This is a genomic window from Paenibacillus sp. P4_E11 (genome assembly GCF_056401635.1).
This window is the reverse complement of the sequence record NZ_JBFUIX010000089.1, coordinates 1-24,746: the sequence shown is the minus strand read 5'-3', so window position 1 is coordinate 24,746 and position 24,746 is coordinate 1. Positions and strand designations below refer to the sequence as shown.

Below are 24,746 nucleotides of genomic sequence, written 5' to 3'. Positions count from 1 at the left end.
CGTCCGGACAGATTATCTCAAATATTACTTGCTTTGATGCGTGGTGGAGCAAGGATCGGCTTACCGTGTCTATACACGGCTGCTTCCTCATTCGTGATTGGCTGAACGGACCGACTCTCCAGTTTCCACTCACTAAAAGTCAACTCTGTATGGATCCTGTGCAATGTCCCTTGCCTTAGCTGCCAAAGAAGTCCTTCTTCCGTTCGGATGAGAGAGCCATCGGGAATAACCCCATCAACACTCCGACCGCTTGTCAAGGCTTCCAGTTTGCGTTCCAATTGTTCCTGGCTTACACTATCACCGACAGGCCAATTCCACAGATCGGTCTGAGACAGCCGGACCGCCTGAACGTCTTCGGCACTCTCCACCGGATAACGGATGCCGCCTTCGATCCAGTATTGATCGATTCCGGGCCCTTGTACGATCACATACTCCGGATAATAATCGGTCATAGCTAGCGTCTCATCCCGGAACGGTGCCAACTCAGACAGTAAGGAGCTTGTTTCTCCCCACTTTTTCGAGTAAAAGGCAAGGTTGTTTCCGTAGATTTCATCGAATTGAGCACGATCCAGCGTCTTGATCGTCTTACTTCCCTCATGGTGAATAAACGTATTGGCCGCAATGATCAAATCATGTCCCAGCAGCTTTGCCCGATGCCCGAAATCATCGTCTTCACAGTTGCCTATAACGAACCCCTCGTCCATATAGCCAATTCTTCGGAACGATTCACGGGTAAACAACACGCAAAATCCGGTTAGCCGACCAGTCGATCTCCATTGTCCGCGATTGGCTTGATGGTAATCGCCCGCAAACGCGTGCATCTCCGCCATCGTCCGATAGTTCGTGTCAATGAGCTGATCACCGCTAATATAATTCGTCACCGGACCAACCAGTGCTGGTCTGGACTGGCTGCGCAAACATTCCAATAACCGGGTAAGCCAGCCATGGGTTACGACGGTATCGTTATTCAACATCATCAATGTAGTTCCGCGTGCCATCATCAACCCTTGGTTGGTACCTCCGGCGAACCCTAAATTCACCGGAAACAATTTACTTCGAATGCGGTCGGCCATCGTATTTAAATAAGAGGACGTTCCGTCCGTCGATCCGTTATCGATTACAATGATTTCGTGCAGCTCCGGCGTGTAGGTCTGGATGCTCTCGATGCAGGCTTTCAGCAATTCCAGCTGGTTATATGTCGGAATGATTATGCTCGTTCCATCGAATGGAGTCGAATAGGCTGTTATTCCTTGCCCCCAGCCCTTGACATATCCTACCGAATTGCCCTGGTCGTACCCAGCTTGATGTCCCAATTGGTAGCGCGGCGCACGAATGTACAATCGCTTTCTTCGCTTTATTGGTTTTACTCGCTTTCTTTGCTTTCTCAAGCTTCCTCCTCGCAACACCAATTCTCCTCACTCCTTTCATTTTGATTATTTGTAAGGTGCTTCCCCCTTCAGCATGGAATCGGCAAGGTGACCGAAGTCGACCGCCACTTTTCCCAACTCGGTCGCAATTCGCTGCGAGATAAGAACGGCAGAGATGCCTGCAGCAACTAGGGCAAGGTCGAATTCCTTATGTTTCGCTTCATTTACAATACGCGTAACATCCTTGACTCCCTTGACCGGAGCAAGTGCACCCGTCACCTGCACTCCGTTCGCTCTTAACAGATCTGCAAGTCCGGCTGCAAGATTGCCTATCACCAACACCCGGCGTCCCTCAGCGATTCTTGATAAATAGCCAGCTTGATACAAGTAATAATTGATCAGAGAATCTGTCAGTGTCATGGAGCGGTAATCCATATCATGGGCACGGAACACGGAAAAGGCGAGCGGCTGGAAATTCCGGATTCTTAGCTTGGGAATTCCTACGACTGTCGCCTTGCGCACCGCATCGGCAAGCATGTCGCGGGCCTCATAGTCGGGTACATGGACGCCCGCATATTCGAGAAAGTGACCCTCTGTCTTCACCTGCTCAATGCTTAGCACCGCTCCCTGGGCAAGCGTCAGAAGCTCTCCATCTCCCAACCGCACTACAGACATCGGGGTGCGGTTATCGAGCGCCTGGATGATTCGGGTACCTAGTTCATCCGGGTTCAGAAGGTGTAGAAAATGCGGCCTCAAGTGCTCTACACCGGAAGCGATTATTTGCTCCGTGGTATATTCCGGCAAGATTTCGTATGCGGGAATAAAAGTATCGATCAGACCGTCTACGCCGTTCTTCCATGTATTGTTACCTTCGCCGTCATACCTGCCTTGCTGATAGCCTGATTGATGCCCTTTGTCAAAACCTTTATTGTAAGCTTGCTTGTACCTTCCATGAATGGAGGCTTTCTTCCTATTGCTAGAAGGTTTGGACAGGTGTACTTTCTTGCCGCGGAGCAAGGACCGCTTTCTAAGCGTGTTTGTTTTCTTCAAGCGAATCCGCATGGTTCACCACCTCAGTCTTGATCATGATCCGAATACAATCTGCAACAGTTGCGTCACCCGGTTCATATATGTGTGGTCATGAACCGTTCTATACAGCCCGTTCAACGCAATGTGTCGTCTTTCATTCTCGTGTGTCAGGAAGTACTCGATCTTCCACATAAGATCTTCGGGGGAAGCGAATGTCTCGATGTCAACGCCCGGCTTGTAAAAAAGGGGGAGCTCGTCTCTTGCATCCGTCAGTTGCAGCGTACCGCAGGCGCAAATTTCGAACATTCTTGGATTGACGGAGAAGGCTGGGAGGTTGCGGCTGTTGCTGTTGTGAGCTTCCTCATAAACACCGCGATGGAGATTGATTACGATCTTGGCCCCCGAGTAGTACTTCATCGTTTCCTCGGGAGACAGCCATATCCCCTGAATGTGTTTACTCAGCAAGGCATAGTTGGCAAGTCTCTCCCACCAATACCCAATAATCTTCATGTCCTTCCCGGCCAAGTAAGGAGCCATCCGATCGAACAAGGCGACCCGATTGGCAAAGGCGCTGCCGATAAAGCAAATGTCGCTGCGGTACTGCGAATCAACCACTGTGGGGCGGATTAGTTCCGGACTTGCACCGAAAGATAAATAATGAACCTCTTGGCACCCGAGATCCTTGTAGAGCGGGATGCAGCTCTGTTCTAGCGTAAACACGTAATCGTAATGGGGAGCGACACCGACGGAGACGTCACTGTGGTAAGGATCGTCCGGAAGCCAGACCGCCGTTCGAATGCCGAGTTCGCGAAGAGCATCCGCTGAAGCCGTAGGGAACGAAACCCCTAGTGCGTCCAGTACGAGAACCAGGTCCGGACGAATCTCTGCCGCAATCCGGACCGGTTCCTCCTTCGGACTTACCACGACCGCTTCCCGGACCAATTTGCCGAGAGCCTCGGAAATGCCCTGTTCGAGCGAAGCATATGGCACACCGTCCGTCTTGATGAACATCACCTTCATGTCCCGACGAGTCACATCGTCCGAGGGTCTGCCCCGCGCAATGACTTCACATTGGCCGAGCCAATAGCCGTCGTTCCATCCTCGTCGGAAGCCAGCCCCGCGCCCTCTCTTCCACGCAGATTTCGGAAGCTTCGCCCGTTTTCGGCTCAGTTTCCGCAAACGCAATCGATTCAACGTAATCTCACCCCCTTTGGCGGATGTGCTGTTTCAATACCAAATACTCCCTCAACGCGTCTTTCCAATGCGGCATCTGATGGATCGGGGCAAGCTTCCCGTTATCCAAGGTGCTGAACCGTGGGCGCTTGGCCTTCCCTGTAAAGTCCGACGATACAGGGGAAACCGCCACATCCAGATTCATCTGCCTGAATATCTCGCATGTGAATTCGTACCAACTGCAATATCCCGTCCCAGAGCAGTGATAGATGCCATAGCAACCCACCTGTGTATCGAGGAAGCATTTGACCGCTCTAGCGATATCGAGCGTGTGCGTAGGCGACATCACCTGGTCGTTCACTACCCGAAGCGGGGTTCCGGTACTCGCCAGGCGAATCATGGTTTCCACGAAATTGCCGCCTTTGCCGCTTGCTCCAGCCTCTCCGAACAAGGAGGACACGCGGATCAGAAATGTCCGGTCATGGCAAGCGAGAACAGAATGCTCACCAGCCAACTTTGAAATGCCATATACGTTAAGCGGAGCTGGTCGGTCATGCTCCTGGTAAGGTTCTGTCTTCAACCCATCGAATACGTAATCCGTACTGAAATGAAAGAAACCGCTCCCCTGCCTGGCGCAGGCGAGCGCCATTTCCCTCGGGGACAGCGTATTAACGGCGAACGCCTTCCATGCATGATTCTCGCACTCGTCGGTCCGGTGATACGCCGTGCAGTTAATTAAATAATCAAAGGGGGCGAGCGCCGACAAGACTGTTCCGACTTCCTGCCAGTTCTCCACATCCAGCTCGCTGCGGCTTACGGTTATCAATTCATACAAGTCCGTGTCCGATAACGTTTTGCAGATGTCGGTGCCCAATTGTCCATTTGCACCAAGGAGGACGATTCGTTTCATCCGTCATGCCTCCCATGAAGGTCCAAGATCCCCCCATACAACTCCGCTTGCTTGATGATCGCGTGCCATTTAATCAATTCCTTGTACCAATGCAGCGTAATCGTCTGCTCCATCTTCGGGATCCGACCTGATTCCAGGGCTTTGTAAATTTCCAGAGCGCCGGCAGCTGCCGTCCATTGAGCGGTCCAATTCAGAACTTGCCCGATCTTCTCAAAGCTGACACGATAAGAGCGATGATCCGGATCGCCGTACCATTCGATCTTCACAGGCTTCGGAAGGGATGCTGCGATCTCTTTGGCCAGCTCTCCAAGCTGGTAGTTGTTAGAATTGGAGCCTACGTTGAATAGCTGCCCGTTAATCTTGCTAGGTTCTTCCTCCAACAGCAGACACATTACATCCGTGGTATCTTGTACATGTACCATAGGCCGCCATTGGGTGCCGTCTTTCATAAGCGGGATAACCCCGTTCTCCCAAGCGCCCAACGTCATTCCGTTGATCGCCAGATCGAACCGCATTCGAGGGGAATACCCGTACACGGTGGCCTGCCTCATGACGACTACGGTAAACTTGTCATCGGCCAGCGGCAGCACCCCAAGCTCAGCTCTTTCATTTGCTTTGGCATATGCGGAGAGCGGATTGGTCGGGAAAGTCTCATCTACCATTTGATCTCCAGTCTGAAAGCCGTAAATACTGCACGAGGAGGGCAGAATGTAACGCTGAACCCCGAAACGTTTCGCCATGTGGGCGGTGTTAACCCTTGAGATATGGTTGATTTGATCCGTAGCCTCCCGGAAGCTCTCTCCACTCGGGTCATTCGAGATCGCGACCAAATCGATAACCGCGTCGACTCCGGCGAACACCTCCGCTTTCATGCGCCGGGAGTCTTCTTGAATAAGCGTGAGCCGCGGATGCTCCTCCAATTTGTCTATTCCGAAGAAATAGCGGTCCAGCGCCTTTACTTGATAACCCTTCACCAGAAGCTTGGGCACCAGCACGCTGCCAATATAGCCTCCGGCGCCCGTAACCAGAATCGTCTTGTTCTTCATGAATCCACCACCTTCGGATAATCGGTTTCGGCATGCCGGAAGAACGGCAGCTGCAAATCTTTTTCCGAAAGCACGGGCTTCGTTGTGGGCCAATCAATACTGAGTTCCGGGTCGTTCCAACGGATGCCGCGGTCAAGCTCCGGCGAATAATACTGATCCACCTTATAAAAAACCTGAGTGTTCGGCGTGAGCGTGCAGAAGCCGTGGGCGAACCCTTGGGGCACCAGCAACTGCCGCTTATTGTCATCGCTCAAGATAAAGCTCGCCCATTGGCCATACGTCGACGAGTCTTTTCGAATATCGACTACGACATCGTAGATGGCTCCGTTCAAAACACGTACCAGCTTCGTCTGCGCTTTCGGGGACAACTGGTAATGCAGCCCGCGGATAACACCGGCTTGTGTGGAAAGAGAGTGATTATCCTGTACGAACGAGAAAGAATAACCCAACTCTTCCCATCGGTTTCGATTGTAGCTCTCCATGAAATATCCGCGATGGTCACCGAAGACTAACGGCTCACCCAGCATGACTCCGTCCAGTTTGGTCTCGAACAGCTTCATGACACACCCTCTCCTTGCTTCTGTGCGATTAAATCCGTTACATATTCGGCGAATGGGAACGAACAGGTGAATGCCGGAGATACGGCATTCAGTACATGAATTGAAGTTTCGTCTCCTTCTACTAGAAAGTCTTGAACGAGCTCCAGCGTTTTCTTATGAAGCAGCTGCGCCCGGATGCCCGGCTTCACAAACGATCCGAACCCTTTAGGGTCCAACTGCCTCACAAGCCGGAGTGAGCGTTTGATAAACAAGGGCTTGATGTACTTCATCATCTCGTTCAGGGCAAGACCCCGGAAACCGAATGAATTGCGTACAAACAGCTTCGTCTCATAGTAGACGATGCGGACGAACTCCATCAGGTTGAACCGCTGCAGCCCCGAATAGTTCTCGCGCCAGAAAGCCGGAATAGCTGTCGGTCCGATCTTGAACGAGCCGTCGACCGTTTTCGTGAAATGCACGCCCAGAAAAGGATTGGAAAGCTTCGGCACCGGATATATATTCGTGCGCACATCACTTTTGTTTTTCTCGTATTTCAAATAAATGCCTTTGAACGGGATGATCGTATACGCCTTGCCAAAGCCGAAATCATGTGCAATCCGATCCGCATATAATCCGGCAGCATTGACTACGTACCGGCAACGGAAAGTCCCTTGATTCGTGATCAGATTGTCTTTCTTGTGCGAACGGTACTGAGTCCCGAAATGAAACTGTATGCCAATTCGCAAACATTCGTCATAGATCGTTCGGCATACTTGGACTGGGTCCACGGTTACGGTGTTGGGCGAATACAGCGCTTTTTTGTACGTTCTGGCATTCGGATCGATTACTGCAATCTCCGCCTCGTCCATCCAGATCAACTCGACTCCGTTCTGATCGGCTCTCCGCTTCAGCTCCTCGAGCCCTAGCAGCTCTTCTTCATCCGTAGCGACGACAAGCTTCCCGCACGGATTTACGTCAAGCTTGTGCTGGCGGCAGTATTGTCGCATTGCGCGATTTCCATCGCTTGCGAACTTGGCTTTCAGACTATCAGCCGAATAGTAAAACCCAGCATGCAACACGCCACTGTTCCTTCCGCTTGCATGAAAGGCGATATCCATTTCTTTCTCAAGCACGCCCACACGCTTGTACGGATACCTGATCTTGAGCGAACGGGCAATCGTGAGCCCGATTATGCCTCCTCCTATAACCAAATAATCGTACGGTTCACTCATAGCAAATCGCCATCACGCTTGAACATTTTGTTGCCGGCTTCGATTAGCGATTCGAACGTCCCGGCATCGGTCCACCAGCCGTTCAGCACCGTATAGCCGAGACGTCCTTGTACAGCATATATATTGTTGACATCGGTGATTTCAAGCTCCCCTCTGTTGGACGGCTTGAGCTGCCTAACGAGATCGAACACCGTGCTGTCGTATAAGTAAATACCGGTGACGCAGTAGTTGGACTTGGGCGTGGATGGCTTCTCTTCGATAAAGATAATATTACCCCCATGAATAATGGGCACCCCGTACCTTTGGGGGTCCTTAACTTCCTTCAAAAACACCATGGCCTTGTCAGTCTGATTCAAAAATAGTTCTAAGGCCTCCTTCAGGGAATCCAGGAAAATATTGTCGCCTAACAGCACAATGAACTTCTCACCTGTGGGGATAAAGCTCTCTGCCAGTGATAAAGCTTGCGCAATCCCTCCAGCCTGCTCCTGAATTTTATACGATATCGAGACACCAAGTTCCCTGCCGCTTCCAAGATAAGCAGAGAACAGTCCAATGGATTCCTTGTTTACGATCAACAGAATGTCTTCAACCCCAGCTTCGCGCAGCTTTTCAATTGCGTAATGGATCATAGGGAATTTCCCCACAGGCAATAGATGCTTACTCCACATTCGAGTTAAAGGTGACAACCGAGTTCCGGCCCCTCCCGCCAAAATAACGCCTCTCAAAATACATCACCTCTTCGTAGTTAGGTTTCAGCGCTATATAAAATTCCGAGGATCCACCCCCCACTTATCTATAAATTTCTGATGGTTTATCGTAATGAGCTTCTCGATTTCTTCTATTGCCTGTTTACGGAAACTGGCGCTCCCCTTATGATGAATGATCACATCACCCGCCATGATAAGCCGATAACCTGCTAATCTGGCCCGATAACAGTAATCGTCGTCCTCGTAATGCCCCGGGGTAAACTGTTCGTCCAACAGGCCGATTTGATCCATGAACGATCTTCGGAATACAAAACACAGACCAACGAGACGGTCGATCTGCTGCCACTTTGAGGGATCTGGCTGATTCAGATCATAAGCGATCCATTGAAATTCCTCCATCGTCTCGAATACGAGATCAACTTGTTGCTTGCCACTGGCATAATTAGTAGTGGGGCCAACAATGCCGATATCTTCGGCGCTGTATAAACAGTTCAACATATTAGATAACCAGTTGCTGGTCACCGTACAATCGTTGTTCAGCAGCACAAGCTCGTCTCCGCTTGCCACCTTCAAGCCTGCATTACAGGCGATCGGAAATCCCCGGTTGTCGGGCAGAGAAACGAAGGGAATTCGCTCATTCATACAATAATGCAACGTGCCATCCGTCGAACCGTTGTCGACCACGATGATTTCATAATTCGTTTGGGTATAGGTTCGGATGGAATCGACGCATGCCTGAAGCAGTTCAAGCCCGTTATACGTCGGAATGATGATACTAGTCGTGCTCATGACGTATCCTCCACCAAGTCGTTTCGCATTCTAATGTTGTCCGCCGCGTGAATTCGAGGGCCCTCTTTTTCCATGACCATCCGCAAAGCTTCAATATGATCACCGACGATCATTTCAGAGACAGGATTGTAATTTCCTATATTGTGGCTGCGAACCCGGTTCGTCGTTATGACGTCCACGCTCTGCGCTGAACCGATCGCTAAGCCGCTAAGAATAGCCTTTGCCTGCGCAAGCGGCGGTACCGCCAGTTGTTTAGGCCCAATGACTTGCAATGCTTTTTTGGACAGAGCATGAGGAACGGCCGTTAAGGAATTTGCTTTCAAGTCGCCCCTGCCCAGAGTTCGGTTCAAAAAATGTTTGACGATGGACACGTTATCCCAACCTGAGAATCGTTTCAGATATGGAGTAATATTGTTAAGTGCCACATCCATGCCCTTGTCAATCGCATGGATGAAGGGGAGCAAATCCTCGGCGGCGATCAATATATCACCGTCAACGAATAGCAGGATGTCGGAGTTCGAAAGCTTGGCACCGACTGCGCGCCCTACATCGTAGCCGAGTGCCTGGGGATAATGAACAACAACTGCACCCGATAGCTTCCTAGCTTGCTGGAAGCTGCTGTCTGTCGAGCCGTTGACTATAATGATGATTTCATCCAGGGGAATGCGGGAAAGCTGTCGCAAAAGTCCGGGCAGCGTATTACCCTCGTTCATGACCGTAACAATGGCACCGATGGACTTGGTAGACGGAACGGGCAACCAATTGGCGAAGGGCAAACCCGTTTGTTGACAAAAACCGGCAGCATAGCGGGAAGCCGCAGAAATGTAAGATTGTCTGTTACGTTGATTGGCAAAGCCCGAAATGCGTCTCATATTCCATAAGCGGTTCAACCATTTCTTTGGGTCTCCCTGCACCGGATGCCGCATTGCATCCATTATTCCAAGCTTATAAGCGGTCCCACTGGCGGACCGGACTCCCGAATACCGTCGGGCCCTACGGAGCGAAGCCAATTTGGGCTTCCCTTTTCTTCGTCTGATCACGCCATCACCTCACGATCGATCTTAATCGTGCAAGATCCGGTTTGCCGCAGCGGTCGTCGGAAGCATTCGCTGCCCAGTGGAGGGCTTCCAGGTGATCGCCCACGATCAGCTGCTCCAACGGGTCTTTCTTCCCCCTCCTGCGTATCCGATTGATCCGGCCCACATTGACATAGTGAACTGCTCGAACTTGAAGTCCTTTACAAATGGCGATTGCTTGCGCTTTGGGAGGCACGCTCAAATTGTCCTCGCCAATAGAACGGAGAGCCTCGATGCTCATCGCATGCGGGATCGTTGTCATAGAAGCCCCTTGTAAATCTTGGCGGGACAGAGCGATATTCAGCACATGTTTGGCCAACACCACATTATGCACGTTCGACTTCTCAACCGGCCCCAAATACTGGTTCAAAGCAACGTCGGCCCCACCTTGTTCAACTGCTTTGACAAGGGGGATCAGATCCTCGGTACGAATAACAATATCGCCGTCCGTGAACAAAATCACTTTTCCATTCGCAGCTCTCGCTCCCACACTTCTGCCTACATCATGTCCAAGAGGCTCCTTGAAATTTATTACTTTTGCCCCCAATCGATTCGCAATTTCCCGGGTGCCGTCGGTTGATCCATTCGTCACAACGATGACTTCTGTTTGCGGATGTACGCGGTACGCGTTGCGAATGACTTGAGCAATGGTTTTACACTCATTCATGGCCGGAATCACTACGGATACGACAGGATGATCAGCATTGCGAATCGGTTCCAAAGACTTCCCACGAATTTTGGATTTGGGTGTTTTGGGTGTTTTGGTGCTTCCGGACCTCGACATCTTTTCACCTCCGCATATATAGGGCTTCCTGTTCAAACTCATACTATGTACTTTTATCCCGTTGGAGAGGGCATGTGTGGAACTCCCCTAAAAAAGGCTCCACGATTGCCTTGCTTTTCACTGATGAAAAGGATCCCTAACTATTTAATTAATATGCCTTACACCATTCGCCCTATCAATTCTCCATCCTCATGCATTTACTAGAAAGGTAGGAAGGAGGTGATTCATATGGCGATTCAAATCTATCAAATCGTTTTTCCAAAAGCATCCGTTGCTCCACAAAGATTCATTCGTCAATTGGCTGCTCCTTTAACTGTTGCTGCTGCAGGCACGATCGATTTAAACTCGTTGACAGAACCTTTTAGCGATGATGCTGGCAATAGTCCGGTCACAGTTCCAACCGTATCTCCGAATGGCTATTACAATCTTTATGTGGATGGTGTTATGCAGGAAGGCGGCGCTTACCAAGTTAATGCTGCTCCTACAAATACGATCACCCTTAACGTAGGTGCTACTTTTACTGCAAGCACCATTCTAGTTCTTGAAGCTGCAGTAATTACTACAGCCTAACAGAAAGCACAATCCATTTAGAAAACCCCATCAAATTTTGATGGGGTTTTTGGCATTTTATACACATTTTGTCAAGAATTGGTTTTGATTTCTGCTTTGAAACCTAGGGATTCCAGAATGATTGGTRTGCCGGCTTTAATCGTTTGCCCCGTCGGCTGAATGGTTAGTGTATTCGAATTTACAGCATATAGCTGCCCCTCTTGCATTACGGCATTAATAAATAAATTGTAGTAACCGTTTTGGCCATAGTCTGTAAATTGACTCGCTGGATCCCCAGCATCGTTGACAAATTGATTAGCCGAGAAAGTTTTAGAAGTCGTCATGAGCATATCGGATGCGGCAATTAAAAAGTATCTTTGAACACTTGGTATTATGCTAACACCAGTAACCTCTGTTCCAACACGACCCGTTTTTCCCTGTTGTCCTGGAGGCCCCTGGATCCCTTGAGGGCCTTCTATTCCTTGAACTCCTTGCCATCCCTGGAACCCTTGCGGGACAACAATTTTAATTCTGGGTTTACTTATGACACGGATGATTCTGCTTACTCTGGCTTTATTTCTTTTATTCTTCTTAGGATGACAGCTTTTGATCAATGTCTCTCGGCATTCCAATTTCTTTTTGGCAACCGTACAACGAGTTTGAGTTTCTTTAGGCTTGKCGGAAGAACCTATAATAAGATCATCTCCTTCAAAATTTTTATATATGCTATGTAAGAATCATGGAATAGCATGGACTAATAACTAATCTTCTATAGAAACGTGCCCACTTAACAGTAAATATAGTTATCAGCGGAATATAGGGCCGAATTGAAAATGACCGATCATCGCGCAACCCAAAAAACAAAAAGCAACCCTTCGCAAGCTATCCATTCAGCTTGAAGGGTTGCCTCTTTTGTAATTTTCGTTAAGGTGCTGTCATGCTTTCTCTCCGATTGCAATCCAATGCACCAGGCCCGACGGCTCCGTCGAGAAACGTGTACGGATTATAGTCAGGATAGCTCTATCCGCGATCTGCTCCCTGAGCACAGAGCTATATGCTTCGTGGTTCGTCATAGCTACAATGACATAGTTGGAATCGGCGAAAGGATGGTCCATATCAATTACGATTTCCACTCGCTCCTCCTGAGGGCCGAACCGAAATGGGGCGATGCCAAACTGCTGCAAGGGATTGCGATTCGACTTAACGGTCTGTACCGGATTGAAACTGAGCTTGTCGGCTGACAGAGTTCGGTCTGCTATATGCTCACCCGTAACTGCTTGAGCAGCAATCGTCCGGGATGTAACCGAATCAGTAGCTAAATGCTGTGAAGCTACGGAATTGGTTTGGAGATGACGCGAGGCAACCGCTTCACCCGTGATATGCTGAGAACCGATTGCCTGATCGGCGATATGAGACCCACCGACCGCTTTTTCAGCCACCTTGGATCCCGTCACTCCGGAGTCCGCCAACTGGTCCGTTCCTACGGATGATGCCTTAAGCCGGTCGCCGGATATAACGGCTTCCTGACGTCCTTGCTCAGACAACACATGTGTCAATGCCTGCTTCAGATGGTGCGGCTGGATGGCGCCTGGCTGGATATGCTCGCTGCCAATGGCGCCAACATCCAACTTATCGGCCGTTACACTGCGGAACGCAAGCTTCTCTTTCGTGACCGCTTCATCTTGCAGCATCAAAGTGGTGATAGAGTTCTCCTGAATATGCTCCTCGGCAATAGCCAGATCCGAAATATGCCTGGATTCGATTGTTTCGTTAACCAAATGTTCACCGGTTAACGATAGTAGCGCCAGTTTCTCGCTGGTTACAGCTCCTACTGCGAGGTGATCCGTACCAATCACGGCCATCTGAAGCTTCGAGCCTGTAATGCATCCGTCCGACAGATGATCGGCATGAAGAAGTCCGTTCCCCAGATGGTTCGCCTTGATGGTACCGGGCTGCAGGTGATAACCGAATATCGATTCCGAACGAAGGTGCTCCCCGCCAACACTATCAGCAGCCAGCTTCGAGCCGGTCACCGAATGATCCGCCAGTATATGCTCCGTTACGGACTCCTCCTGTAGCTGAGAGGTACCAATGGTTTCTGCTCCCATGTGTCGTTGACTAATGGAACCGGAGACCAAGTGCCGCGCTTGAATCGAATTCTCCACTAAATGATCGGAGGTAATAGCATCCGATGCCAACTTCTCGCTGGTCACTGCTCCTGAGGCCAGCTGTTCTGTTCCCACGGCAGCCGATTGTAGCTTCGAACCGGTAATACATCCATCCGACAGATGTTGAGCTTGCAGAAGTCCGCTCTCCAAATGGTACGCCTTGATGATGCCAGGCTTCAGGTGGGTGCCGAACACCGATTCCGAACGAAGGTGCTCTCCGCCTACACTATCAGCAGCCAGCTTCTCACCGGTCACCGATTGTGCTGCCAGCTTCTGCTCGGTTACTGACTCATCCTGAAGCTGAGAGGTACCGATTATCTCTACCCCCATGTTCCGTTGACTAACGGAACCGGAGGCCAAGTGCCGCGCTTGGATCGAATTCTCCATTAAATGATCGGAGGTAATAGCATTCGCTGCCAACTTCTCGCTGGTCACTGCTCCTGAAGCAATCTGTTCAGTTCCAACCGCTGATATCTGCAGCTTCGAGCCTGTAATGCATCCGTCCGACAGATGATCGGCATGGAAGAGTCCGTTCTCCAGATGATAGACCTTGATGGAACCGGGCTGCAGATGGTAGCCGAACACGGATTCCGAACGAAGGTGCTCTCCGCCTACACTATCAGCAGCCAGCTTCTCACCGGTCACCGATTGTGCTGCCAGCTTCTGCTCCGTTACCGACTCATCCTGAAGCTGAAAGGTACCGATTGTCCCTTCCCCCATGTGCCATTGACTAATGGAACTGGAGGCCAGATGCCGCGCTTGGATCGAATTCTCCACTAAATGATCGGAGGTAATCGAATCTACGGCCAACTTCTCGCTGGTCACCGCTCCTGAGGCCAGCTGTTCTGTTCCCACGGCGGCCGATTGCAACTTCGAACCGGTAATACATCCATCTGACAGATGATGAGCTTGAAGAAGCTCGCTCTCCAAATGGTACGCCTTGATGGTGCCAGGCTTCAGGTGGGTGCCGAACACCGATTCCGAACGAAGGTGCTCCCCGCCAACGCTATCAGCAGCCAGCTTCTCACCAGTCACCGATTGTGCTGCCAGCTTCTGCTCCGTTACCGACTCATCCTGAAGTTGGTGGGTACCGATTGTGTCTTTCCCCATGTGCCATTGACTAATGGAACTGAAGGCCAGGTGCCGAGCTTGGATCGAATTGTCCACTAAATGATCGGAGGTAATCGAATCTGCGGCCAACTTCTCGCTGGTCACCGCTCCTGAGGCCAGCTGATCCGAGCCGATCGAGGCTCCCTGCAGCTTAGCGCCGGTAATACATCCATCCGACAAATGGTCCGCATGGAGCAATCCGCTCTCCAAATGGTACGCCTTAATGGTACCGGGCTGCAGGTGGTAGCCTAACACCGATTCCGAACGAAGGTGCTCCCCGCCTACACTATCAGCAGCCAGCTTCTCACCGGTCACCGATTGTGCCGCCAACTTCAGCTCCGTTATGGATTCATCCTGAAGTTGAGAAGTACCAATCGTCCCTTCACGCATATGCCATTGACTAATGGAACTGGAGGCCAGGTGCCTTGACTGAATCGAATTCTCTGCTAAATGATCGGAGGTAATGGAATCTGCGGCCAACTTCTCTCCGATCACTGCTCCTGCGGCAATCTGATCCGAGCCGATCGAGGCCGCCTGCAGCTTAGAGCCCATAATACATCCGTCCGACAGATGATCGGCATGAAGAAGTCCGTTCTCCAGATGGTGCGCCTTAATGGCGCCCGGCTGCAGATGGTAACCGAATACCGATTCGGGACGAAGGTGTTCCCCGCCGACGCTTTCGGTTGCCAGCTTCTCTCCAGTCACCGATTGAGCCGCCAAATTCTGCTCCATTACAGATGCATCCTGGAGCTGGGCAGTGCCGATCGTCCCTTCACGCATGTGCCATTGGCTGATGGATCCGGAGGCCAGGTGCCTCGCTTGAACTGATTCTTCTGACAGATGATCGCCAGAAACGGCTCCCTCGGCCAGCTTAAAGCCTGTAATGGCTCGATCCTCCAACTGTTCCGTTCCGACTGCGGCTTCCTTGAGCTTATCGCGCTCGATTGCTCCGCTGGAAATGTGTTCGGCGCTGAATATGCCGGATTCCAAATGGTACCCTTTAATCGTACCCGGTTTAATGTGGTAGCCCTGAACGGCTTCATGCCTCAAGTGCTTGCTTGTAATGACCTCGGTCGCGATCTTATCACCCGATACCGCCCCCATCGCAAGCTGTTCCGCAGTTACGGATTGCAGCTTCAGCTTCTCCGAAGCGATCGATTGGTCAGCGAGGTGCTTCGTGTTGACCGCCTGTTCGGCCAAGTGCGACGCACCCACCGCTCCGCTCGCCAGATGGCGGCCTTCGACCGCTGCGTCGGCGAGCTTGGCGCCGTCCACGGCACCTGCGGCTAATCGCGCCGCATCCACTGCTTCCGGCGCGATCTGGTCGCGCCCGACGCTTGCAGCCGCAAGCTTCGCAGCGGTCACAGCGCCTGCGGCGAGGTGCGCCTCGCCCACCGCTTCAGCGGCAATGTGCTCCGCCGCCACCGCACTTGCGGCGATATGCTCGCCGTGAACGGCCTGCGGCGCCAACTTGGCGCCGTCCACGATGCCGTCGGCGAGCGTCTCGCCGCTGACGGCCCCCGGCGCGAGGTGGCCGAGCTGCACCGCGTGCAGCGCAAGCTTCTCCGCCGTCACGGCGCCTGCGGCGAGGTGCGCCTCGCCCACCGCTTCGGCAGCAAGCTGCTCCGCTGCCACAGCGCTTGCGGCGATATGCTCGCCGCGAACGGCCTGCGGCGCCAGCTTGGCGCTGCCTACGATGCCGTCGGCGAGCGTCTCGCCGCTGACGGCCCCCGGCGCGAGATGGCCAAGCTGTACCGCGTGCGGGGCGAGCTTCTCCGCCGTCACTGCACCTGCGGCGAGATGTGCTGCCGTGACGGCTGTTTCTTGCAACTTGCTGCCGTCCACACTACGGCCGGCCAGCCTATTTCCCGTAACTGAACCTACAGCGAGATGTTCCTCACCAACAATTCCAACACTCAAGTGAGCGGACTGTATTACGCTCAGACCAATATGCCGGGCCAACACCGATTCATCGCCCAAGCTGTACGATTGAACCGCATCTGCACCCAAATGTCTGGAATGGACAGCGCCTGGTGCTAATTGAGAAGGCCCAACCGCCTCTTGGGCCAACTTATTGGCATTGACAGAGGCATCTGCCAGCTTGGAACTGGTCACCGACAAATCAGTCATTTTATCCGTAGAGATGGACTCCGGCGCGATCTTCGCGGTTGTGACCGCGTGATCCATCAGATGATGCGTATACACGCTGCCCTGCACGAGATGGTTCCGTGTAATAGAACCCAACGCAATTTTGGTCCACGTGACTGCTTGATCCTGAATGGTGTCCGTGCCTACAGCGTTTTTCTTCAGATGATCACCGCCCACCGCCTGACGCGAGAGGTGTTTGGCTTCCACAGCTTCGTCTGCCAGCTTTGACGCCGATATGGAGCTATCGCTCAAATGCTCAGTTCCTACGGCGCCCCGCGCGATCTTCTCGGAAGTGACGGACCCGTTCGACAACTTCACTGACGTAATGGCGCCGTTGCTTACTTTCTCGCTAGACACGCTTTCTTTGGCCAGCTTGCTGTTTTGAACCGAATCGTCGTCCAGTTGCTCTACTCCGACCGATCCATCCGTCAAATGATCGCGCAAAATAGACATTGGCGCGATTTTTGGGGATGTCACGGAACGATTTTGCAGATTTGCGGTGGATACCGCGCTTTCGGTCAAGTGTTGGGCCAGCACCGACTGATCGGCGATCTTGTCTTTGGTGACGCTCCCCTGTGCCAAATGAATGTTCTTGACCGTTTCCTTTTGCAGCTTCTGCGAGGTAATACTGTGATCCCCCAGTTTCTCTGTAGTCACGGCCATATTTTGCAGGCTTTCTGTAATGACCGCCTGGGGGGCAAGCTTTACCGATGTAACACATTCGTCTTGGAGATGATGGTTTAGGATGACTCCATCTGTCAAATGGGTAGGCCGGATCGATTGCGGCTGCAAATGCTGCGAACCGACGGATTCATTCGCCAGCTTATCCGAAGAAACACTTTGCGGCTGCAAATGCTTGGTGGCAACCGTTTCCTGGGCCAGATGGAGTTCCTGCACACTCCATGCGACAAGATGTGTTCCGTCAATCGCATTTTCTGCGATATGGTGCCTGAGAATAGAGTTCGGCTTTACATGCTGCGAATCAATGCTTTCCTCGCTAAGCTTCTCTCCGGTTACGGCTCCGTCACGAAGCTTTTCCGTTATTACCGCACCGTCAGTAATTTTTGCGGTGTTCACCGCTCCGTTTGCCAATGTGTTCGATTGGATGGCACCGCTCTTTATTTTCTCGCTGACAATCGCCTGATCCTGGATTAATTCCGTAGTAATGGATTGGGGATGCAGATGTTTCGTCTCAATTGAACCTTCGGCGATTTTCATTGCGTCAATCGTCTTGTCGGCCAACTTCTCGGATGTAATGCTGTTGTCCAACAACTTCTCGCCTGGAATCGATTTGTTTTTTATTTTACGTCCGGAGAGAGAGCCCTGCACAATATGTTTATCATCAATGGAAGCTGGACAGATTTTCGCTGCCGTCACACTGTTATCTGCCAACTTGGTGTTATCGACCGCGTAATCCGCCAGGGATTCACGACCGATGCTATTGGGCCTAATCTTGGTGCTGTCTATGGACCGATTGGCGATCTTCTCATTGGTAACGGCTTCATCTACTAAATCGTCCGTATAGACGACCGCCACATTCTCGTTCTGTGCTCGCTCGAACAGCAGCAGCAGAGGTGAGATTTCCTCGGAATCGACAAACACAGCCGGTTCCTTCCAATCTCCTTGCTCCTCTAGATGATCAGCATCGTCCGTAAGGGAAGATGAAGTGGATTGGATCATCTCTTCAACTGATTCTGCTGCTTCTAGGGGTTCAGCTTCTTCTATAGCAGGATCTTCGACTGCAACATGATGAATAGTCGCTAATCCTGCTTTGAATTCCTCCTTGTCTTCCCCTTTTTTCTCATTATTTGTCTCTGCCTTTTTTCGTTTCGTCGTACCGTGATCTTCTTCGTTCAGAAAGCTGAGCTCGTTCAAATTCGGATTAAAGACCTGCATGGAATTTCTTTTACGGTTTCGAGGGTCGCCGGATTTCTTTTTCACTTCGGTACTCCTTTCCTGGTTTGGGGGCACCCCCGAAAGTAATCAGATTAAGCTTCGGAGCTTATCATCACTTTTGGGGGATTGGCTGCATAGGTAGTTATTTGTAACATATGCAAACACCCAGACCGCGGTCACTACTTTTGCAGTATCTCCATTTCCCAGCGGACCGAATGATTCCGCTTCACCCTAACACACGTCCATACCTCCTTCTGTGATTATTCATATAGTAGTGGTGGAGGTGATCCGATCCGTATGGGAGTACTTGTAAGGGAGGGAACGGAATGAGAATTGCCCAATTACTGCATCATGCCTATCATCAAGAACATTCTGAATTTATAAAAGCTGTGCACCAGCAACTCTTAAAGCGTGAACCCGAAGAACGGGAAGTTACGCACTACTTGAATTCGCTGGAGGTGGGGCTCTCGAAGAATGAGATTATTGTTGAGCTATTGACTAGCGAAGAAGCCAGTCTTCTCTATCGTAGGCAACCGGGCGGATTGTCCGAAACCGTGGCTGATAAACTGCAAGGCATTATGAAAATGGACCAAAGAATGATTGTGGTATTGCTTTATGCCGAGGTCCTGTGCCGTTGTGTAGACGGCGACGGTTATGAAAGTCACTTGAATAGTTTGAAGCAGGGGACCACTCCTATCGAATTAATTCGCGTATTTCTGTCGTGCGAGGAATGGCTCCAGTTGCTCCAGTCGGACAATAGCTTATTAGAACGCAGAATGGATTAATCTTTCTTTCCCTTAGAAGAGGAGTGAGTAGCTGTGCTTCGGACCAAACGAATGGACGATTGGATACACAGGATCAATGGCGTGGAGGGGTGGTTGTATGAACTTGAACCAATCGCTCTCATTCACCTGCCCCTCACGGTAGACCATCTGCCCGGTGATATTGTTGAAATTGGGTCTTATCGCGGCAAGAGTACCCTAGCATTGGGGATTGGCAGCGTAATACTCAGTAGAAGCAAAAGGCCAGTCTATGCCATTGATCCTTTTATACCTGATCACGGAATGTATGTAGACGACTATTATTCAATATTCTGGGATAATATCTTGAATGCCGGCCTGGAAGATCACGTTATTCCGATTCGAAAATATAGCACGGAGGCGTATGAGGATTGTCCAGCTTCCATTGCCTTGTTGTTTATCGATGGCGATCATTCTTACTCGGGTGTCATGCACGATATTGTTCACTATACTCCGAAAGTTGTATCCGGAGGAATCATTGCGTTTCATGACTACGGACTATGCGAAGGTGTTGTTCAAGCTGTTAAAGAGCTCCTACAAAATCCCGGTTTTGAGCACGTTTGCGACTATACTTACTTGCGGGTACTGCGTAAGTTGTAGCCGTTTGCCATTGAGAGGTAGTACGGATTGGATACTTGGACGGGAGGTTTTGATGTGAAGATTGCTTTAGCGCTTTATAAGGCTTGTCAAAAGAGGGACAACGAGTTCGTTAGCGAAATCTATCGGGAATTGCTGAACCGCGAGTCATCGCAGCATGAGCACTTTCATTACGTTCCCTTACTTTCCTCAGGTACTCCGCTACTGAACATCATCTCGGAAATTTTGCACACGCAAGAAGCCTTAGAGCGATACACTCACCCGCAGGGTACTGACGGACATAACTCCTCCATCGCCGACAAGCTTCATACACTCTTTTCCTTACCTCCAGGGGATTATGTAGAGCAGGTATACAAGGAATTGTTGTTGCGGACAGCTGATGAAGCCGGATATTCCGGGCATCTGAACTTACTGGAGAACAGACTGCCACGTATGGATGTGTTCACCGGCATATTGTTGTCTGAAGAATTCCGCTCTCTTCTCCATTCCAGAGATTCTGAGCACATGCACATTGACACGAATATCCATATTCTTACTGGCCGACTGGCACAAGCTGCCTTAGAGCTGGAGAACGATCAAGCTTATTTGACGGATACCAACGGCATTCTTAAAGTGACTTATGATCGTTGGATAACAGCCCAAAAAGCGGAACGGACCCATTGGATGGTGGGGGGCTTAGGGGTAAGCAATGATCGTAATGATGAGCATTTCGAGGGCTTCGACGGATATAAGGCATTGGCCGGAATGACGTTCCCCCATGCGATTGAGTTGGGTTGCGGGCCATTTACAAACATGCGGTTGATCGGGAACGTGTGCTGCATTCAAGAAGCTAGCCTCCTTGACCCGATGATTGGAACATATTTGTCCCATCCGAACTGTTCGTACACAAGCGAAGTGCTTCATGTAGAAAATAAGATGGAACCTGAGAAAACGATTCGCATCCAACAACTGATCGAAAGTCCGATTGAAAAGATGCCGACAGACACGCAGTACGATCTGGCGGTTATTATCAATGTCATTGAACATTGTTACGACATCGAGAAAGTCTTTCATCATGTTTCCTCTACTATCAAACAAGGTGGCTATATTGTATTTCATGATAAAATGTACAACCATCAAGAAGTAGTTAAAATGACCAGCACTCTCTTCGATGCCGCTCATCCCCTGCGGGTGGAAGGGAATATTATTCATTCGTTCCTAGATAAGCACTTTGTCCCCGTGTACAGCAATATAGTAACGCATCCCGTATCAACGGACAGTACAATTGATTTTCTCTACTACGTCGGGGTTAAAAAATAGACTGAACTTATGGCAGAACCGGACTTCAGGGTCCGGTTCTTTTCGTCTATCACTGCTTTCGCAGCTTGTGGTACAGATCGGTTAATCGATTAGCCGTATGGCTCCATGTGAAATACTCCAGCACCCGCTCGCGTCCCTGCTCCCCCAATTGTCTGGCTAACTCAGGGTTTTGCAGCAAGGTGCATATGCTTTCGGGCAGTTCCTCCTTCAACCGTGACAATGAAACAAGCAGACCCGTCCGTCCGTGCTCGATCACTTCGCGCATCCCACCTGCACGCGTGGCAACCACGGGAACACCGGATGCCATCGCCTCTACATTCACAAGTCCGAATGCTTCCCGTTCAGCTGACGGCACGACAACCATGTCGGCCAACCGGAACCATTCTGCGATTTGTTCATGTGGTACATAAGGAACGAATCGGACTTTATCCCCTAGTACCTTTGCCAATCGGTGCAGCTTGGCGACATATGGAGTCGTTTTGTTGCTTCCGTAGAAAGCTCCTCCGACAAGTAGCAATCGTGTATTAGGATGCCGTTCAAGTATGTCAGGCATAGCCTTCAGCAGATGGTGGACCCCCTTGATCGGAATGAATCGTCCCACGAACAAGATGACTTGACACCCCGCCCAACCAAGCGATTCCATATATTCCTGACGGACCGCCTGATACTCCTCCAACCAACGTGATGGGAAGCGAGCCGGGTCCACTCCCAGATGATTGACGACAAGCTTACCAGCCAGTGCCGGATCAAGTTTCATCAGCACATTTTTTAAATAGTGGCTATTAACCAGAATCGCGTCTACCTTGTGCAAACAAGCAAGCAAGCGCTTCTTCCCAATATGGGGTTCTGAAATGAACGTTGTGGAGTGCAGCGACAGAATGACCGGATACCGGGGCAGCTTGCGCTTCAAATATCGTGCGAAGCGCGGCCGATTCTCCACTTGAATAAGTGCTGGCTGTAGCACTCGCAACCGATCATAGACATGCCGGATGTAGGTGGTACGTGGGACCCTATCGTATATTACCCCATCCACCCATTGCTGAGCGGGCTGTGACTTGGTCTTCAGACCAAATAAATGAAGCGACATGATCTGCGACAGCCTGAGCTGTTCGCTCACATTCGTGACGACCAGCTCGACCGAGCTGCTGTGGCCTGAAGGAAGGGGGTGCGTCCCGGGAGTGACAACCGCAATGGGGTGGTCTGTGGCGAGATAGGGTACAATCGGATTGTTTGTCGGCATGATCGTTACAGCCCCTCTCTTATTTAGCGGTACTACTTCCTTACGTTAATTGCGGATCGTAACCCTTGTGCCGATCGGTACGARCGAAGATAACTCCAGCACATCCTTGTTCTGCATCCGTATACAACCGTGGGATACGATGTGCCCGATCGAGGAGGGATCATTCGTTCCATGTATCCCGTAATGGGGTTTTGACAGTCCCATCCACAATACTCCGAACGGCCCGCCGGGATTAATCGCTTTGTTCACGATGGTGTACACCCCTGTTGGCGTTGGTGTTAACATGCGACCAATACCGACCGGGAACGCACGAACTACCTGGTCTCCATTCAGTAAATACAGCTGGAGGCTGGATAAGTCTACAATAATACGATAGGCAGGCATTCTCATTCTCCTCATACTTCATTTGGATAGTTTATGTGAGGAAGAATGGAAAAGGGACCCCTCATAGTGAAGGTGCCCCATGTAATTTATCGACGTTGTCCATTGGTCCTAGTCCCGCAGCTTCAGAATTTTCCATGCTGAACAGGAAAATCATCTCATTGGACAAAATGGTTACTTCCCCCCTAACACCCGTCCATGCCTTCTCCCGCTTCCTTTCATACAGTAGTTATGGAGGTGAGCGAGTCGTAATGGACACCCGCTATATAGGCATCATGGTTGACGATTCCGTGTACCGACGCATCCCGACCGGCAAAATAAGGCGCGAGTCGCTTCCCAGCTACGAGCAGGCAGGACGGCAGCACGGGGTAACACCCTGCTACTTCCGCTTGAACGATATCGAGCCTGGGCAGCCGACCGTCCAAGCTTACGTGCTGTCCGATCGGGGCTATGTCAAACGTGTAGTTCCCGTACCGAAGGTCATTCATAATCGCGGCCTCTACTTCAAGACCGACGCCAGGCGTCGAATCGAACGTCTTGTCAACAGCGGCAAGCAAATTTACAACGTCTGGAACCGGTATGGCAAACATTCGATTCATCAACTGCTGCAGGAAGACCCGTCCATTCATCCGCATTTACCCGTCACAGTCACCGCATCTCCACAATCGATCAAGCAGATGATGACCATGTTCGATTCGCTCATCGTGAAACCGGACAACAGCAGCATCGGACGTGGCATTATGAAGCTATACAAATCTAGTGAGCGATGGACACTCGACTATGCGGTTTCGAGAAAAAGTAAAGTACGCAAAAAGACGACTTTCCGCGAAACTCTACCGTCCGTGCTCCTGAAACGAATCCAAGTATCCGCTTATCTGGTGCAACAATGTTGGCCGCTCGCCACACACCGGGGACGTCCGTTCGATATGCGCATCTCCGTTCAGCGCAACGAATCGGGCAACTGGCGAATATCTGGAATCGCGGTCAAAGTAGCGAAAGCGAACGTATTCCTGACCAACATTGCACAGGGCGGTCAAGTGTATTCCTTCGATCACGTTCTGAGGGAGTATCCCAGACTGAACCCAGCCCTAACTCGTCAACGTGTAGAAGAGCTTTCCCTGCGTGTCGCGGAGAAGCTGAGCCACCATCTGCCTCATCTCGCAGACATCGGGTTGGATGTGGGAATCGACTCGGAAGGCAAGCCACTGTTCATAGAGTGTAACGGCCGAGATTTGCGCATCTGCTTCCAGGAGGGCAATCAGCTGGAGGAATTCCAGCAGACGTATAGCAGCCCGATCGGGTACGGCAAGTATTTGATGGAGAATGAGAGCGCTAGGCAATAGGTTGTTCAACAGAATCGATCCGACCAAGCTCTGTAAGGGCCGATCGGATCGATTCATTTCGTTCTTGAGACATTCTTGTACATAACAATCTACCATCTAGCAATAATCGTTGTAACCAGGAAAATGCCAATGCAAATAGAAAATACGATCAGCAGCGCTTTCCATTTCTTTATTTCTGTCGTTTTGAAGTAGTAGGAAGCATTTTCGCGACACAAGTAATAGAGCAGAAACCCATTCCATGCTGTTCTGATTCCATACTTGCTGTATCTTGCGCTGTTCCCCTCGCTTGATGCCCCAAATTGATCCGTAATGCTCTGGATGGAAAGTATGACGTTGACGTTTCTAGTGACCGCATAAGCAAAGTAAAACAGCGCCAGCCACCAGCCCCATTTTTGACCTAACCACATACCGATCGCAGCCGCAATACCTAATAATCCCAAAAATCCTATTGCTCCTTGCAACAGCACATTCGAGATCCCAAGGTAGTCTGATACTTGATTCAACCTGCTGAGGGCAGCTAACTGAGAAATTAATACAATTCCTCCACTAAATACAAGCAGAAC

21 protein-coding genes are annotated in these 24,746 nt (G+C 50.8%); 5 read left to right on the top strand and 16 right to left on the bottom strand.

What is annotated here, in order from left to right; translation table 11 throughout:
- Positions 1–17: 17 nt before the first annotated feature.
- The 11 genes from AC1DWB_RS25455 to AC1DWB_RS25405 are packed head-to-tail and all read right to left on the bottom strand — an operon-like array spanning position 18 to position 10,652.
- Complete coding sequence (locus AC1DWB_RS25455) at positions 18–1,388, bottom strand: glycosyltransferase family 2 protein (RefSeq protein WP_477543896.1); 1,371 nt, start codon at positions 1,386–1,388, stop codon at positions 18–20.
- Positions 1,389–1,433: 45 nt separating this feature from the next.
- Entirely contained in the window at positions 1,434–2,429 is a 996-nt protein-coding gene (locus AC1DWB_RS25450; protein WP_477543895.1) for a GT-D fold domain-containing protein, read from the bottom strand.
- Between the two features lie 21 nt (positions 2,430–2,450).
- Positions 2,451–3,590 carry a CgeB family protein gene (locus AC1DWB_RS25445; RefSeq protein WP_477543894.1) on the bottom strand — a complete coding sequence of 380 codons (1,140 nt, stop codon included), beginning with the start codon at positions 3,588–3,590 and terminating at the stop codon, positions 2,451–2,453.
- Positions 3,591–3,597: 7 nt separating this feature from the next.
- A complete protein-coding gene (gene rfbD / locus AC1DWB_RS25440) occupies positions 3,598–4,479 on the bottom strand; it encodes a dTDP-4-dehydrorhamnose reductase (protein WP_477543893.1) in 882 nt (293 codons plus the stop codon).
- Positions 4,476–5,525: an NAD-dependent epimerase/dehydratase family protein gene (locus tag AC1DWB_RS25435; protein ID WP_477543892.1), complete on the bottom strand. Its 1,050-nt coding sequence runs from the start codon at positions 5,523–5,525 to the stop codon at positions 4,476–4,478. The genes rfbD and AC1DWB_RS25435 overlap by 4 nt, the downstream gene beginning before the upstream one ends.
- Positions 5,522–6,085, bottom strand: a complete 564-nt coding sequence (rfbC, locus tag AC1DWB_RS25430) for a dTDP-4-dehydrorhamnose 3,5-epimerase (protein WP_477543891.1) — start codon at positions 6,083–6,085, stop codon at positions 5,522–5,524. The genes AC1DWB_RS25435 and rfbC overlap by 4 nt, the downstream gene beginning before the upstream one ends.
- Positions 6,082–7,296, bottom strand: coding sequence for an L-2-hydroxyglutarate oxidase (gene lhgO / locus AC1DWB_RS25425; protein ID WP_477543890.1), 1,215 nt, complete (start codon positions 7,294–7,296; stop codon positions 6,082–6,084). Before lhgO ends, rfbC begins: the two co-directional genes overlap by 4 nt.
- Complete coding sequence (locus tag AC1DWB_RS25420) at positions 7,293–8,021, bottom strand: sugar phosphate nucleotidyltransferase (RefSeq protein ID WP_477543889.1); 729 nt, start codon at positions 8,019–8,021, stop codon at positions 7,293–7,295. The genes lhgO and AC1DWB_RS25420 overlap by 4 nt, the downstream gene beginning before the upstream one ends.
- A 33-nt stretch (positions 8,022–8,054) precedes the next feature.
- Positions 8,055–8,792: a glycosyltransferase family 2 protein gene (locus tag AC1DWB_RS25415; RefSeq protein ID WP_477543888.1), complete on the bottom strand. Its 738-nt coding sequence runs from the start codon at positions 8,790–8,792 to the stop codon at positions 8,055–8,057.
- A complete protein-coding gene (locus AC1DWB_RS25410) occupies positions 8,789–9,832 on the bottom strand; it encodes a glycosyltransferase family 2 protein (RefSeq protein WP_477543887.1) in 1,044 nt (347 codons plus the stop codon). The genes AC1DWB_RS25415 and AC1DWB_RS25410 overlap by 4 nt, the downstream gene beginning before the upstream one ends.
- 4 nt (positions 9,833–9,836) lie before the next feature.
- Positions 9,837–10,652 carry a glycosyltransferase family 2 protein gene (locus AC1DWB_RS25405; protein WP_477543886.1) on the bottom strand — a complete coding sequence of 272 codons (816 nt, stop codon included), beginning with the start codon at positions 10,650–10,652 and terminating at the stop codon, positions 9,837–9,839.
- Positions 10,653–10,880: 228 nt separating this feature from the next.
- Between AC1DWB_RS25405 and AC1DWB_RS25400 the strand changes: the two genes are divergently transcribed.
- A complete protein-coding gene (locus tag AC1DWB_RS25400) occupies positions 10,881–11,222 on the top strand; it encodes a DUF4183 domain-containing protein (RefSeq protein WP_477543885.1) in 342 nt (113 codons plus the stop codon).
- 71 nt (positions 11,223–11,293) lie between these two features.
- On the opposite strand, the gene AC1DWB_RS25395 is transcribed toward AC1DWB_RS25400, so the two are convergent.
- Both AC1DWB_RS25395 and AC1DWB_RS25390 read right to left on the bottom strand, forming a co-directional pair.
- Positions 11,294–11,815, bottom strand: coding sequence for a DUF4183 domain-containing protein (locus tag AC1DWB_RS25395; RefSeq protein ID WP_477543884.1), 522 nt, complete (start codon positions 11,813–11,815; stop codon positions 11,294–11,296).
- A gap of 321 nt (positions 11,816–12,136) precedes the next feature.
- Entirely contained in the window at positions 12,137–18,568 is a 6,432-nt protein-coding gene (locus AC1DWB_RS25390; RefSeq protein ID WP_477543883.1) for a WIAG-tail domain, read from the bottom strand.
- Positions 18,569–18,849: 281 nt separating this feature from the next.
- On the opposite strand from AC1DWB_RS25390, the gene AC1DWB_RS25385 reads away from it, so the two are divergent.
- From AC1DWB_RS25385 to AC1DWB_RS25375, 3 genes are all read left to right on the top strand, one after another.
- Positions 18,850–19,308 (top strand): DUF4214 domain-containing protein, encoded by a 459-nt coding sequence (locus AC1DWB_RS25385; RefSeq protein ID WP_477543882.1) that lies wholly within the window; start codon positions 18,850–18,852, stop codon positions 19,306–19,308.
- A 93-nt stretch (positions 19,309–19,401) separates the two neighbouring features.
- On the top strand, positions 19,402–19,923 hold the full coding sequence (locus tag AC1DWB_RS25380) for a class I SAM-dependent methyltransferase (protein ID WP_477543881.1): 522 nt from the start codon (positions 19,402–19,404) through the stop codon (positions 19,921–19,923).
- 54 nt (positions 19,924–19,977) lie between these two features.
- Positions 19,978–21,219 (top strand): DUF4214 domain-containing protein, encoded by a 1,242-nt coding sequence (locus tag AC1DWB_RS25375; RefSeq protein WP_477543880.1) that lies wholly within the window; start codon positions 19,978–19,980, stop codon positions 21,217–21,219.
- A gap of 49 nt (positions 21,220–21,268) precedes the next feature.
- Here the strand turns inward: AC1DWB_RS25375 and AC1DWB_RS25370 are convergent, their stop codons facing one another.
- Complete coding sequence (locus AC1DWB_RS25370; protein ID WP_477543879.1) at positions 21,269–22,459, bottom strand: glycosyltransferase family 4 protein; 1,191 nt, start codon at positions 22,457–22,459, stop codon at positions 21,269–21,271.
- A 45-nt stretch (positions 22,460–22,504) separates the two neighbouring features.
- A complete protein-coding gene (locus tag AC1DWB_RS25365) occupies positions 22,505–22,843 on the bottom strand; it encodes a L,D-transpeptidase (protein WP_477543878.1) in 339 nt (112 codons plus the stop codon).
- Between the two features lie 248 nt (positions 22,844–23,091).
- Between AC1DWB_RS25365 and AC1DWB_RS25360 the strand changes: the two genes are divergently transcribed.
- Positions 23,092–24,183: a YheC/YheD family endospore coat-associated protein gene (locus AC1DWB_RS25360; protein ID WP_477543877.1), complete on the top strand. Its 1,092-nt coding sequence runs from the start codon at positions 23,092–23,094 to the stop codon at positions 24,181–24,183.
- 89 nt (positions 24,184–24,272) lie between these two features.
- Here AC1DWB_RS25360 and AC1DWB_RS25355 read toward each other — a convergent pair.
- On the bottom strand, positions 24,273–24,746 hold a 474-nt coding region (locus AC1DWB_RS25355), incomplete at its 5' end, for a hypothetical protein (RefSeq protein ID WP_477543876.1).

Coding starts and splice junctions, on each gene's coding strand:
- rfbC (WP_477543891.1), bottom strand. CDS start 6,085: ATGAAGCTGTTCGAGACCAAACTGGACGGAGTCATGCTGGGTGAGCCG.
- AC1DWB_RS25360 (WP_477543877.1), top strand. CDS start 23,092: ATGGACACCCGCTATATAGGCATCATGGTTGACGATTCCGTGTACCGA.
- AC1DWB_RS25385 (WP_477543882.1), top strand. CDS start 18,850: ATGAGAATTGCCCAATTACTGCATCATGCCTATCATCAAGAACATTCT.
- AC1DWB_RS25400 (WP_477543885.1), top strand. CDS start 10,881: ATGGCGATTCAAATCTATCAAATCGTTTTTCCAAAAGCATCCGTTGCT.
- AC1DWB_RS25405 (WP_477543886.1), bottom strand. CDS start 10,652: ATGTCGAGGTCCGGAAGCACCAAAACACCCAAAACACCCAAATCCAAA.
- AC1DWB_RS25415 (WP_477543888.1), bottom strand. CDS start 8,792: ATGAGCACGACTAGTATCATCATTCCGACGTATAACGGGCTTGAACTG.
- AC1DWB_RS25370 (WP_477543879.1), bottom strand. CDS start 22,459: ATGCCGACAAACAATCCGATTGTACCCTATCTCGCCACAGACCACCCC.
- lhgO (WP_477543890.1), bottom strand. CDS start 7,296: ATGAGTGAACCGTACGATTATTTGGTTATAGGAGGAGGCATAATCGGG.
- AC1DWB_RS25450 (WP_477543895.1), bottom strand. CDS start 2,429: ATGCGGATTCGCTTGAAGAAAACAAACACGCTTAGAAAGCGGTCCTTG.
- rfbD (WP_477543893.1), bottom strand. CDS start 4,479: ATGAAACGAATCGTCCTCCTTGGTGCAAATGGACAATTGGGCACCGAC.
- AC1DWB_RS25435 (WP_477543892.1), bottom strand. CDS start 5,525: ATGAAGAACAAGACGATTCTGGTTACGGGCGCCGGAGGCTATATTGGC.